A 13,827-nucleotide genomic window follows, 5' to 3' on the forward strand; every position below is an offset into this window, starting at 1 on the left:
TGTCAGCTTTCGTTCAAGGCCCTTCGGTGATAATAGGGGAGCCGCTCCAGGGCATAGTGGGTGCCCGCCAGGCGGACTTCGTTCCGGCTCCCGTCGAAGCGCCGGGTCTCTGTGTAGCTGAAGGTCTGCTCACCGCAGCGCACCGCCCAGGCAAAGCACACGGTACCCACCGGCGTACCGTCATCACCGGGTGCCGGGCCGGCAATACCGGTATTGGAAAGTGCAATGCTGGCGTTGTTACGGTTCAGGGCACCGATGGCCATCTCCGCTGCCACCTGCTCGCTGGTCAGCCCATACTGCTCAATGGTATCGAAGCTCACCTTCAGGTAGCGATTCTTGGATTCCGGCGAGTAGACCGCCAGGCCACAGTCCATGCAACTGCCGCTGCCAGGAATTCGCGCAAGTTCCGAGGCGACCAGGCCCGCCGTGCAGGACTCGGCGGTGGCCAGTTTGAGGTCATTATCCTGAAGGTAGTCGGCAATCTGCTCCAGCATATCCATGATGCGTCTCCTGAAGTTCCATACACCTCCAGACTATAGACGCTGTGACGGGGCCTGAGCCCGCTACCGCCACAGCATTGCGCAAACGTAACGTCTGACCGCCCCACAGAAACAAAAAAGCCCCGGTGCAAAATACCGGGGCTTGTCAGGGCTACCGCGTCACAGCCTTACTGCTGTTGCTCCCTGCGGCGGTTGCGGTAGGCCACGCCACCGATGGCTGCCAGGGCCAGCAGCAACAGGGTCGGGTCGAAGGGTGCACCCGGCTTGTAGCTACAGCCACCAGAACCTGAGGAAGGCTCTGCGGGCGGGACATAGATTTCAGGAGTATCGTCGATCCTTACAGTCACCAGGGCCGCGTTGGACTCCTTACCATTTACCGTGACGCGATAGGTGAACCGGGCCGGCACATCGAACGCCGTGTACGCTTCGTTCGGTGTAAAGACGATCTTGTTATCTTCAACCACTGCAGTGCCCTGCGACGACGAAGGATCGTCCAGGATTTCGACGGTGGGCGTACCGGTTGGCAATGTGTCATTGGCCAGCACATCGATGGTTACCGGGGTGTCGAAGAAGGTTACCGCAGAGTCGTTGGCTGCAACCGGAGCATCCGGATCAGGCGGGGTGTCAACCCGGACCGTTACAGTGGCAGTGTTCGACTCAGTGTCAGTGCCATAATCAAAACCATCAGTACCATCATCATCAGTGGTTCGGACCACATAGGTAAAGGTATCTGCCCCGGCAAAGTCCGCGTCTGCTGTATACGTTGCTATGCCAGAGGCATCCACGGTCACGGTTCCATTGGCAGGTTGCGTTTCTACCACTGTGGCTGTCACGGCCCCGTCGGAGATACGCGTGCTTAGGAGCGCCTGGTTGAGAATGTCATTCTCCAACAGATTAATCTCCACCGGATTGGTGCCGATGGTGGTAGCCAGATCGTTCAGGGCCACCGGTGTTGTGCTCTCAGGCAAGTAGGAGGCTAGCAGTGGTGCTTCGTTGCCAGCTTGTGTCCATAGCGGATCAGTAGCTCCGTCCGCCCCCGTCAGGCCGGCTTCGGCCACAGATACCGCCTCCACCCGCAGGGTGAGGGTGTCGTACCGTGGGGCCCCGGTCTCATCCAGGATTTCCTCGCCGATATAGATGAAAACGTCCATATTCTGTGTGGCCAGGTCATCACTCAGATCGACCTGGTAACGCTCCGGCGTTGCCCCGTCGATATCCAGACCCAGAGGCTTGGCAGCCCACTGTTCAAGCTGATCCAGGGGCACAGCTCCAAACGGGTTCAGGCCACTCTCGTCACCAGCCTGGCCGTAGCGCCAGTTCTGGCCATCCCACCACGCCTCGATAGCATCTGACTCACCTTCCGGGTTGCCGTCTTCATAGATTGCGACAACTGACGGTGCCAGTGAGTCGGACAGCATATAACCAAAGACAAACTGGTTTAGGCTTGAGCCGGCGGCCTGGTTATCCAGCATGCTGAAATGGTTGCCGGTAATGGCACCAGTCGCCCCGGTGTCCGGATTGGTGGCTGTACCACTGAAAATAAACGGGCTCTTGTCATCCGACCCGCTTGCCTGCTGGGGAGGGAACATGCCGCCCGCCTGGGCATCGAAGAAGCCCGGATCAAAGCGCTCGCGGGAGCCGTCGTCATACAGTTTCGGCGAGAAGGTGGCATACCGGTCAGGGTTCCAGACTTCGATGTCCGGCGCGCCGGTTTCCCCTTCGAAGAATTCCCGGGGAACAAAGTTACGCAATTCGAACGCAACACCGTCATCCGCGAAGTTGAAACGCTGGAAACCATCACCGACCCCTCGGCCGATTTCAACATTAATGGCGGCCCAGCGCTCATCGGAGTTATTGATGACTTTCTGGATGGCCCGGTAAATACGACCAATGCCATATTCCTGACGGAAGGCTTCCAACGCCTCACCACCATCATCCTCGGGATCCTTGACGCCGCCGTAGCGGATGTCTTTCACACCGAAATCAAACACCAGGTCGACAGGGACATCCGCCTCACGGATCTCCAGGAAATAGCGCTTGGAACTGCTTGGGGGATCACTACACAGTTTCGGCACAACGGTACCGGGGAACTCGGTGGACTCACGCTCACCCGAGGCCATAATGCAGTTGTTGGTGGGAAAGTCGAAATCGTCAGTGACGACCTGGATGCCCGGAGGACGGCCACTACCATCGTCGAGTTCCCAGTAGACTGCGGCGGGACTGTCAGTCCATAGCAGATCCTCGATGTTTGACTCGCTCCCATCGGGGTCAGCCGCCAGGGCATCTGCTGCAGCCTGTTTGGCTGTTTCACTGGTGTAAATCTGCGTGCGGGCCGAAGCGCCGGTATAGCCATCAATACCGGGCTGAACCGTCAACCGGTTAACTTCGTTCCAGCCTGTCAGCTGGGGCACAGGCACATCCACATAAGTGTTAGGTGTAGGCTCCTGGGCGACCACTGCTCCTGCCACCAGCCCCGTTCCCAACAATCCGGCCAACAAGGCCTTCCTGTAGCAGGAAGTGCCCGTCTTGGGTCTCCCGGATTTCCACGCTTTCCGGCTTCTTTTTGAGATCATATCCACAACCCCTTGAACTGAAAATGACAAACGACCCATCTGCTCAGAAGTGGCCCGATCCGTGCCACACTCCACTGAGATTTCTTTCACAAAATTCATGATAGATCAGTTTCTGTCCAGTGAAAGCTTCTTTCGTCAATTTTATGGTGAAATGGACTAAGCTAATTCCATCAAACATTCGCGGAGTTACTGCTATGAACGCTGGCCGGGGTATGCGGCTTTTTGCCGCACTGGTTATTACCTCAGTATCCGGGTGTGGAGGCGGGGGTGGCGGTGATTCCGACAGCACTGCGGGCGAGGATCCCGCTACGGTCATTCACCTGTCGCTTTCACAAACCGCCGTAGTGGAATCATCAGGATCGCTTGACGGCAAGCTGACGCTCTCGCAACCCCAACCGGTGGATCAACATTTTGAGGTTTCAATCACACCGGTTTCAGACGATGTCACCCCGCCCCGAAGCCTGGTGATCCCGGCCGGTGAGGTGACTGTTGGCTTCCAACTGCAACTATCAGACAACCCGGATGTCAACGGGCTTGAGCGCTACACTCTGACCGCCACGGCCGTGTCAGACCCGACACTGGCAGACAGCGCCATAATCGATGTGGTGGATGATGAAGACCTGCCCACCCTGACAGACCAGCCAGCGCACTGGGACCAGACCGGCAATTTCCTGGCCGCTGCGGACTGCGGGAGCTGTCACCGGGCAAGCGAACCCGGAGCGGACCCGGCAGTGCTGCGAGCCCCGACCACCCCCGGGGATCCCGTCCCCGCCCCTGATGGCGAGGACGTCAGCCCAATCACCGGCTGGAAGAGTTCAGTCATGGCCAATGCCTTTACCGACCCCTATTTCCGCGCCGCGGTCGCCCACGAAACGGAACAGTTCCCGGAGCTCGCCGGCTTTATTGAGGACAAGTGCCTCACCTGCCACTCCCCCATGGCAAGGACCCACGCTCACAAGACCGGAGTTGGCCTGAATAACGACTTCTACCCGATGGCTTCAGCACTGACGGACCCTCATGCCCGGGAGGGAATCAGTTGCTCCCTCTGTCACCAGATCACTGACGATATACTCAGTGGAGACGTCCATTCCGGCGACTTTGACGTGGACTACGACCAGGCCATGCCCTTGATTTACGGCCCTTACCAGAGTCCCGTCAAGAATGCGATGCAGAATGCCATCGGCTTCGAGCCGGAATTCGGTCTGCAGATGAGCGATGCCCGCCATTGCGCCAGCTGTCACGAGCTGTTCACACCGGTTATCGACAACGTCACCGACCAGCCCACGGGCGCCTATTTCCCGGAGCAGGCGCCGTATACGGAATGGACCCTGAGTGATTTCGGGCCTTCGGGCAGTAATCAGACATCCTGCCAGGACTGTCACATGGCCAGGGACGACATCAGCGACAACTTCCTGACGAGACTGGCGGTAAACCGCTACGACGGCAGCGTAAACCTCAGCTGGCCGGAGCGCGGGCCCTACTCACCTCACCTGTTCCTGGGGGGCAATACCTGGCTGCTGGAGACGCTGGAAATGTTCCGGGAAGAGCTGGGGCGGGGCACCATCAATGAGGCGGGAGAGTTCGCCCGCAACGCCGAGCGTACCCGGGCGTTTCTGGGAACCGCTGCCAGCCTGTCGGCTTCCGGCCCGGCCCTCAGCGACGACCGGCTCGCCTTCCGGATAACGGTACAGAACCGAACAGGCCACAAGCTGCCCACGAGTTTCCCCTCACGGCGGGTCTGGCTGGCCACACGGGTAATGGATGCCCGCGGTACCACCATATTCGAGAGCGGCATTCCGGACGATCAACACCGGCTGGTCAGTGATAGCACCTTTACCCGAACCGAATGCCTGACCGCGCGAAAGCCGGAAGGGTTCGATTCATCGACGTGCTTCAGTCCCCACGTCAACCTGGTGACCTCCGCAGATCAGGTGCCCGTGTACGAAACCGTGCTGCAAGCCACCACGGGGGACATTACCCATATCCTGCTGTATGCGTCCGACGCGCTGAAGGACAACCGGATACCGCCGGCAGGATTCGACAACAAGGCAGCGCCCGGGCATGTAGCGCCGGCCGGCATAGAGGGGGATGAGGACTTCAATGCGGAGGCAGGAGGAACCGACACCATCAGTTACGAGCTACCGTTACCGGAGGGTCTGGAGCTACCCCTGACAGTGGAGAACACCCTGTATTACCAGAGCGTTCGCCCGACCTTCGTGCACGCCATCCATGGCGACCATGAGGCCATCAGCCAGTTCCGCACGGCAGCGGCACTGAACCCACCGCCGGCGGAGGTGCTGAGCACTCTAACCTTTACGGTCAACTGAGTGCTCCTGGGGTAGCCGGTTACCGGACCTTCGGGTCCAGCTCACCAGCCTCGTAACGCTCGTACATCCGTTCCAGGTTGATCGGATTGATCTTGCTGGCGTTACCGGCCGTACCGAATGCCTCATAACGGGCGACACAGACCTCGGTCATGGCCTTCATGGTTTCCTTGAGGAACTTGCGGGGGTCAAATTCGGCCTTGTTCTCAGCCAGGAAGCGACGGACCGCACCGGTGCTGGCCAGGCGCAGGTCGGTATCGATGTTGACCTTGCGAACACCGTGCTTGATGCCCTCGACGATTTCCTCAACCGGCACCCCGTAGGTTTCCGGAATCTCGCCGCCGTACTGGTTGATGATCTCCAGCCACTCCTGAGGCACGGAACTGGAGCCATGCATGACCAGGTGGGTGTCCGGGATGCGGGCGTGGATTTCCTTGATCCGCTCGATGGCCAGGATGTCGCCGGTGGGCGGACGGGTAAACTTGTAGGCGCCGTGGCTGGTGCCGATGGCAATGGCCAGGGCATCCACGTGGGTCTTCTTGACGAAGTCAGCGGCTTCTTCCGGATCCGTCAGCAGCTTGTCGTGGTCCAGCTTGCCTTCCGCGCCGATCCCGTCTTCCTCGCCGGCCATGCCGGTTTCCAGGGAGCCGAGGCAGCCCAGCTCACCTTCCACGGACACACCACAAGCGTGGGCCATGTCCACAGTACGACGGGTCACATCCACGTTGTACTCATAGTCTGTGGGGGTCTTGCCGTCTTCACCCAGGGAGCCGTCCATCATCACCGAGCTGAAGCCCAGCTGGATGGAGCGCTGACAAACCGCCGGGCTGGTGCCGTGGTCCTGGTGCATTACCACGGGAATGTGGGGAAACTCTTCCACTGCCGCCAGGATCAGGTGGCGCAGGAAGGGGGCACCTGCGTATTTGCGGGCACCGGCGGAGGCCTGGACAATCACCGGGGAATCGGTCTTGTCCGCCGCTTCCATGATGGCGCGCATCTGCTCCAGGTTGTTCACGTTGAAAGCGGGCACACCGTAACCATGCTCGGCGGCATGATCCAGAAGTTGCCGCATCGAAATCAGGGCCATGGGTTTTCTCCTTGCTTGAAATTTTGTTGAGGCAGACTTGGGAGTCTGCTACGGCAGGCCGGGAACGCTTTCCGGGACACGCCGTAGATACATCCATGTAGGCTCTTCGAAAACGTCCATGTTTTCGAAGGTCCCGGAAAGCGTTCCCGGCCCACCTCGCGATCTGGTTTGGGAGTTACTCCCCTCGCTCTTCCAATACCGCTACTGCAGGCAACGTCTTGCCTTCCACGAACTCCAGGAAGGCACCGCCGCCGGTGGAGATATACGAAATCTTGTCAGCTACGCCATACTTGTCAACCGCCGCCACGGTATCGCCACCGCCGGCCAGCGAGAACGCGTCGCTCTCAGCAATAGCATGGGCCAGGGCCTTGGTGCCATTACCAAACTGATCGAATTCGAATACGCCGACCGGGCCATTCCACAGAATGGTCTTTGCATTCTTGAGTAACTGGGCAAATTCGCCGGCAGTTTCCGGGCCGACGTCAAGGATCATATCGTCCTCGGCCACGTCGGAAATGTTCTTCACCGTCGCGGTGGCATTTTCCGAAAACTCCGGAGCAACCACGACATCGACCGGAAGCGGAATTTCCACCCGGGAGGCGATATCCTTGGCGGTATCGATCAAGTCGTGCTCACACAGGGACTTGCCCACCGGGTGCCCGGCGGCCGCCAGGAAGGTGTTGGCGATACCACCACCCACGATAATCTGGTCGCAAACCTTTTCCAGGGCGTTCAGCACATCCAGCTTGGTGGAGACCTTGGAGCCGCCAACAATAGCAACCACGGGCTTCGCCGGGTTGTCCAGCGCCTTGCCCAGGGCATCCAGTTCCGCCGCCAGCAGCGGGCCGGCGCACGCTTCCGGAGCGAACTTCGCCACACCGTGGGTGGAGGCCTGGGCCCGGTGGGCGGTGCCGAAGGCGTCCATGACATAGACGTCACACAGGGCGGCGTACTGCTTTGCCAGCGCCTCGTTGTCTTTTTTCTCACCCTTGTTGAAGCGCACGTTCTCGAACAGCACCACCTCACCGTCGGCCACCTCGACACCGTCCAGGTAGTCCTTGACCAGGCGAACGTCCTGCCCCAGCAGACCGGTCAGGTGCTCGGCCACCGGCTTCATGGAGGAGGCCTCGTCGTAAACGCCCTCTTCCGGGCGCCCCAGGTGGGACATCAGCATGACCTTCGCACCGGCATCCCGCGCCGCCTTGATGGTGGGCAGTGAGGCACGGATACGCGCGTCGCTGCTGACCTTGCCGTCCTTTACCGGTACGTTCAGATCTTCACGAATCAGAACCCGCTTGCCCGCGAGGTTCAGGTCAGTCATTTTCTTGATGGCCATAATCGCAGTTCCATTTTCCTGAGAGTTCAAATACTTGTTTTGCCACGGAATCCACAGCCCTTCGACAAGCTCAGGGCGAGCGGGAAAACATGAAGAAAGAAAAGATTGAATGATTTTTTAGCCACTAAACCCGCGAAACAACACGAAAGTTAAAACAGACAGATTTTTAGAGCAGTCCAGTTTTTCGTGTTCTTTCGTGATTTTCGTGGCAAGTATCTTTATCTTCTTTCCGTGTTCTTCCGTGGATTCCGTGGCCAATCAATCGTTTTTACCCAACCAGCACCGGGCTACGTCCAGCATCCGGTTGGCAAAGCCCCATTCATTATCAAACCAGCACAGCACCTTCACCATTCGCCCGCCGGTGACCCGGGTCTGGCCGCCATCGACGACGCCGGAGTGGGCATCGTGGTTGAAGTCGGAGCTGGCCAGCAGTTCGTCGGTATAGCCCAATACACCCTTGAGGCCGTTCCCGGAGGCGTCCGCCAGCAGGCGGTTCACTTCGTCAACGGAGGTTTCACGGCGAACGTTCACCACCATATCGATGGCCGAGACGTTCAACGTGGGCACCCTCATGGCGACTGAGCTGAACCGGTCTTTCATATCCGGTAACAGCCGCTCGATACCCCGGGCCAGGCCTGTGTCCACCGGCACGATATTGTGCAGGGCGCTACGGGTACGACGCAGGTCCTGGTGATGGTAGGCGTCGATAACCGGCTGGTCGTTCATGGCCGCGTGAATGGTCGTGGTACTGCCCTGCTCCACGCCCAGCGCCTCATCCAGTACCTTTATCACAGGCACCAGGCAGTTGGTGGTGCAGGAGGCCGCCGACACGATACGGTCTGCGGCTTCCAGGCTGTTGTCGTTCACGCCGAAAACCACCGTGCGATCCACATCAGGCCCTGCCGGCTGGGAGAAAAGCAGCCGGCGGGCACCTGATGCCAGGTGTCGCTCCGCCGTTGGCCGATCACTGAACGAACCTGAGCACTCCAGCACCAGGTCCACGCCCAGATTACCCCAGGGCAGGCCATCGGGTTCGGCGCTTCGCAGCACCCGGATGGCATCGCCGTTCACGACCAGTTGGTCACCCTGTGCCTGCACGTCCCCACGAAAGCGTCCGTGGGTTGAGTCATAGCGGGTCAGGTGGGCGATGGTGTCCAGGTCTGCCAGCTCGTTGATGGCCACCACCTGCAGCCGGTCACGGTAGCCATTTTCATAGAGCGCACGCAGCACGCACTGACCAATGCGGCCATAGCCGTTAATGGCAATGCGGGCAGGGGCTCCGTTGCTCATCAGTTATCCAGCAGCTCAAGGGCGGTGTCGACGATGTTATCGACCGTGAACCCGAACTCCCGGAACAGCTCACCGGCGGGCGCGGACTCACCGAAGGTGCTCATGCCGATCACCCGGCCATCAAGGCCCACATACTTGTACCAGTAGTCCTCGATGGCCGCCTCAATGGCGATGCGGTTGGTGACATCCAGCGGCAGCACCTTCTGTTTGTATTGAGCGCTCTGGGCATCGAATACCTCGGTGGACGGCATGGAAACCACCCGCACCTTATGACCTTTCTCCCGCAGGGCGGCGGCGGCATCCTGGGCCAGACCAACTTCAGAGCCGGTGGCGATCAGGATCAGGTCCGGTGTGCCGCCGTCGTCAGAGAGGATATACCCCCCCTTGGCCACGTCAGCCAACTGCTTGTCATCACGGTCCTGGTGGGGCAGGCCCTGGCGTGAGAATACCAGGGCAGAAGGACCATCCTTGCGCTGGAGGGCCGCTTTCCAGGCCACGGCGGATTCAACCGCATCCGCCGGGCGCCAGGTGTTCATGTTCGGGGTGGTACGCAGGCTGGCCAGTTGCTCGATGGGCTGGTGGGTCGGGCCGTCTTCGCCCAGGCCGATGGAGTCGTGGGTGAACACGTAGATGGAGCGCTGCTTCATCAGTGCAGCCATACGCACGGCGTTACGGCAGTACTCCATGAAGATCAGGAAGGTGGCGCCGTAAGGCACAAAGCCACCGTGCAGGGCAATGCCGTTCATGATGGCGGCCATGCCGAACTCCCGCACACCGTAATAGATGTAGTTGCCGGAAGCGTCATCCCTGGTCAGGCCCTTGCTGTCACTCCAGATCGTCAGGTTGGAGCCGGCCAGGTCCGCGGAGCCGCCCAGCAACTCGGGCAGCAGCGGGCCATAGGCGTTCAGGGTGTTCTGCGAGGCCTTGCGGCTGGCAACGGTCTCGCCCTTTTGCTGGCACTCACGGATATAGGCATCCGCCTTTTCCGCAAAGTCCGCCGGCAGGTCGCCGTTCATGCGGCGCTTGAACTCCGCAGCCAACCCAGGCTCGGCCTTCTCGTAGGCAGCGAAGGCTTCATCCCAGGCTTGTTGGGCCGCGGCACCTTTCTCCTTGGCGTTCCAGGCCGCATAGATGTCCTCGGGCACTTCAAAAGGCCCATGGTTCCAGCCCAGTTTTTCACGGGTCAGCTGGATTTCATCATCGCCCAGCGGTGCGCCATGGCAACTCTCGGTGCCCTGCTTGTTGGGAGAGCCAAAGCCGATGATGGTCTTGCAGCAGATCAGCGTAGGCTGGTCGGTATTGGCGCGGGCACTTTCGATGGCGGCGCGGATGGCGTTGGCGTCATGGCCATCCACCGCCGGGATCACGTGCCAGCCATAGGATTCGAAGCGCTTGGGAGTATCGTCGGTGAACCAGCCGTCCACTTCGCCGTCAATGGAAATGCCGTTGTCGTCATAGAAGAAGATGAGCTTGCCAAGGCCCAGGGTTCCGGCCAGGGACGCCACCTCGTGGGAGATGCCTTCCATCAGGCAGCCGTCGCCCAGGAAGGCGTAGGTGTAGTGGTCGACAATGTTATGGCCGGGGCGGTTGAACTGGGCGCCCAGGGCCTTCTCGGCCAGTGCAAAACCAACGGCGTTGGCAATACCCTGCCCCAGAGGGCCGGTAGTGGTTTCAACGCCCGGGGTGTAGCCGTATTCCGGATGACCAGGCGTCTTGGAGTGCAGCTGACGGAAGTTCTTGATGTCGTCAATGGAAACGTCGTACCCGCTCAGGTGCAGCAGGGAATACTGCAGCATGGAGCCATGCCCGTTGGACAGCACAAAACGGTCACGGTTGGCCCACTGGGGGTTGGCCGGGTTGTGGCTGAGGTAATCATTCCACAGCACCTCGGCGATATCCGCCATACCCATGGGCGCACCCGGGTGGCCGGACTTGGCTTTCTGAACCGCATCCATGCTCAGCGCGCGAATGGCGTTGGCGAGATCGTTACGGGACGGCATTGACGTTTCTCCAGTATTTGTCAGGAAACATAAGCGATCGAAAAAAGAAGGCGCGTATTTTCGCCGATTAGTGGCCATCGGGGCAAATCGGCGTGGCTGCGACAGAGGCAGGGATTACCGAATCCGGCCAACCCACCACCAAAGCTATATCAATTTTTTTTGATATAGATATTGCCCAATCCGCAACCAACCACTAGACTTGCCGCCATGACCAATATGAAAGCACCTGCCCTGCCAGTTGGCCTCGATGCCCTCGCCCCGCTCTACAAGGCTTGCGGTGATTCCCTGCGCCTGGAAATCCTGCGCGTGCTGCGCCGGGATACCTTCGGGGTGCTGGAGCTGAGCCAGTTGTTCGATGTACGCCAGTCAGGCATGAGCCACCACCTGAAAGTGCTGCACAAGGCCGGGCTGATCGAACCCCAGCGGGAAGGCAACGCCATCTTCTATCGCCGCCCGCTTCACCTGACTCCGGGCCAGCTCGGCGTTGTCGACTCTGCGGCACAACAGGTATTCAGTACCATCGACCGGGTATCGGTGGCCGGCCATCTGCAGGAAAAGATCGAAGCCATACGCAGCCAGCGGGCGGACCAGTCACAGGCGTTCTTCGCCCGCCATGCGGACCAGTTCCGTGAGCAACAGGAGCTGATTGCCGCCTTTGACCTTTACGCGGAGCCCGCAGCAGACCTGATACGGGCCCGGGCCACCCAGCACAACTGGCAAACAGCCCTGGAAATCGGCCCCGGGGAGGGTGCCTTCCTGCCGGTACTGGCAGGTATCTGTCCTCGAGTAGTGGCGGTAGATAACTCTGCCGACATGCTGCGCAAGGCGCAGCAGACCTGCGCCGACGAGAAGCTGGATAACGTGGAGCTGATTGAGGGCACCACCGCCACCCTGCTCCCGAAGAACGAGCGCTTCGACCTGGTGGTGGCCAACATGGTGCTACACCACGTGCCGAGCCCGGCGGATATCTTCCTGGAGGCCAGCGAACTGATGTCGCCCGGCGGTTATCTGGTGATCAGCGACCTGCGTCGGCATGACCAGGACTGGGCGCGGGAAAACTGCGGCGACCTCTGGCTGGGTTTCGAGCCGGAGGAGCTGAACGTCTGGGCCGGCGCCGCGGGGTTGGAAACCGGAGAAACCCTGTTCATTGGCCTGCGTAACGGCTTCCAGATACAGGTAAGGGAATTCCGCAAGCCGGAAAGCCAAACACAACAATGAATATCAAAATTCTTTGATATAAAATCCGTTACCAATCTGAACCGTATTGGTTAACAGCCAAGCAAAGCGAACATCACACTGAAAACAGGGCAGCAAACTGCCCGCCAGCTCAAGAGGAGCCTGTGCTATGTCTGACTACAGCATCTTTACTTCCGAGTCGGTCTCCGAAGGCCATCCGGACAAACTGGCCGACCAGATCTCCGATGCCGTACTGGACGCCATCCTGAAAGACGACCCCCACGCCCGCGTAGCCTGTGAAACCATGGTCAAAACCGGCGTGGCCATTGTTGGGGGTGAAATCACCACCAGCGCCTGGGTCGACCTGGAAGACCTGGTCCGTGGCGTCATCAAGGACATCGGCTACACCTCCTCGGATGTGGGCTACGACGGCGATACCTGCGGCGTTATCAACATCATCGGCAAGCAGTCTGTCGACATCGCCCAGGGCGTGGACCGGCAGAAACCGGAAGACCAGGGTGCCGGCGACCAGGGCCTGATGTTCGGCTTCGCCAGCAATGAAACCGATGTACTGATGCCTGCGCCGATTACGTTCTCTCACCGTTTGGTACAGCGCCAGGCCGAAGCCCGCAAGAGCGGCCTGCTGCCATGGCTGCGCCCGGACGCCAAGAGCCAGGTCACCTGCCGCTACGAAGACGGCAAGGTGGTGGGCATCGACGCGGTGGTCCTGTCTACCCAGCACGACCCGGACGTCACCCAGGCGGATCTCAAGGAAGCGGTAATGGAACTGATCGTCAAGAACACCCTGCCGGCGGAACTGCTGCACAAGGACACCCAGTTCCACATCAACCCCACTGGCAAGTTCGTGATTGGCGGCCCGGTTGGCGACTGTGGCCTGACCGGCCGCAAGATCATCGTTGACACCTACGGCGGCATGGCACGCCACGGCGGCGGTGCCTTCTCCGGCAAGGACCCGTCCAAGGTGGACCGTTCCGCGGCCTACGCCGGCCGTTACGTGGCCAAGAACATCGTCGCCGCCGGCCTGGCCGAAAAGTGTGAGATCCAGGTGTCCTACGCCATCGGCGTGGCGCAGCCCACCTCCATCTCCCTGAACACCTTCGGCACCGGCAAGATCAGCGACGACAAGATCGTCCAGCTGGTGAGGGAACACTTCGACCTGCGCCCCTACGCCATCACCAACATGCTGGACCTGCTGCACCCCATGTACCAGCAGACCGCCGCCTACGGGCACTTTGGCCGTGAGGCGTACGAGATGACGGTTGGGGGCAAGACGTTTACCGCCTTCCCCTGGGAGAAAACAGATCGGGCGGCTGCATTGAAGGATGCGGCAGGCGTTTAAAGACCCTTTTTAGCCACGGAATCGACGGCCCTTCGACAAGCTCAGGGCGAACGGAGAAGTACAGAAAGCACGGAAAAAAGAACAGGCATAGATTATTTGCCACGAAATCCACTAAAGAACACGAAATCAGGACCTTCTGAAGTGCAGGTTTTTGTCTTTTTCGCGGATTTAGTGGATATAG

At 59.9% G+C, this 13,827-nt stretch carries 9 protein-coding genes; 3 read left to right on the plus strand and 6 right to left on the minus strand.

Going from position 1 to position 13,827, the window contains the following annotated elements:
• Positions 1 to 2: 2 nt before the first annotated feature.
• Both ACESMZ_RS12640 and ACESMZ_RS12645 read right to left on the minus strand, forming a co-directional pair.
• Positions 3 to 500, minus strand: a complete 498-nt coding sequence (locus ACESMZ_RS12640; protein ID WP_372972707.1) for a CinA family protein — start codon at positions 498 to 500, stop codon at positions 3 to 5.
• A 167-nt stretch (positions 501 to 667) separates the two neighbouring features.
• Entirely contained in the window at positions 668 to 2,911 is a 2,244-nt protein-coding gene (locus tag ACESMZ_RS12645; protein WP_372972708.1) for a choice-of-anchor F family protein, read from the minus strand.
• Between the two features lie 356 nt (positions 2,912 to 3,267).
• Here ACESMZ_RS12645 and ACESMZ_RS12650 point away from each other — a divergent pair, with 356 nt between their 5' ends.
• A complete protein-coding gene (locus ACESMZ_RS12650; protein WP_372972709.1) occupies positions 3,268 to 5,400 on the plus strand; it encodes a hypothetical protein in 2,133 nt (710 codons plus the stop codon).
• Between the two features lie 19 nt (positions 5,401 to 5,419).
• On the opposite strand, the gene fba is transcribed toward ACESMZ_RS12650, so the two are convergent.
• The 4 genes from fba to tkt all read right to left on the minus strand — a co-directional run bounded on the left by fba (position 5,420) and on the right by tkt (position 11,110).
• A complete protein-coding gene (gene fba / locus ACESMZ_RS12655) occupies positions 5,420 to 6,484 on the minus strand; it encodes a class II fructose-bisphosphate aldolase (protein ID WP_372972710.1) in 1,065 nt (354 codons plus the stop codon).
• 175 nt (positions 6,485 to 6,659) lie between these two features.
• Positions 6,660 to 7,820, minus strand: coding sequence for a phosphoglycerate kinase (locus ACESMZ_RS12660; RefSeq protein ID WP_372972711.1), 1,161 nt, complete (start codon positions 7,818 to 7,820; stop codon positions 6,660 to 6,662).
• Positions 7,821 to 8,078: 258 nt separating this feature from the next.
• Positions 8,079 to 9,110 (minus strand): type I glyceraldehyde-3-phosphate dehydrogenase, encoded by a 1,032-nt coding sequence (locus ACESMZ_RS12665; RefSeq protein WP_372972712.1) that lies wholly within the window; start codon positions 9,108 to 9,110, stop codon positions 8,079 to 8,081.
• The gene (tkt, locus tag ACESMZ_RS12670) at positions 9,110 to 11,110 is read right to left on the minus strand and encodes a transketolase (protein ID WP_372972713.1); all 2,001 of its coding nucleotides are present in this window, start codon (positions 11,108 to 11,110) and stop codon (positions 9,110 to 9,112) included. Before tkt ends, ACESMZ_RS12665 begins: the two co-directional genes overlap by 1 nt.
• A 207-nt stretch (positions 11,111 to 11,317) precedes the next feature.
• Here tkt and ACESMZ_RS12675 point away from each other — a divergent pair, with 207 nt between their 5' ends.
• On the plus strand, positions 11,318 to 12,328 hold the full coding sequence (locus ACESMZ_RS12675) for an ArsR/SmtB family transcription factor (protein ID WP_372972714.1): 1,011 nt from the start codon (positions 11,318 to 11,320) through the stop codon (positions 12,326 to 12,328).
• 127 nt (positions 12,329 to 12,455) lie between these two features.
• Positions 12,456 to 13,646: a methionine adenosyltransferase gene (gene metK, locus ACESMZ_RS12680; protein ID WP_372958378.1), complete on the plus strand. Its 1,191-nt coding sequence runs from the start codon at positions 12,456 to 12,458 to the stop codon at positions 13,644 to 13,646.
• The last annotated feature ends 181 nt before the right edge of the window (positions 13,647 to 13,827 follow it).

Source organism: Marinobacter sp., from assembly GCF_041690615.1.
GTDB lineage: Bacteria > Pseudomonadota > Gammaproteobacteria > Pseudomonadales > Oleiphilaceae > Marinobacter.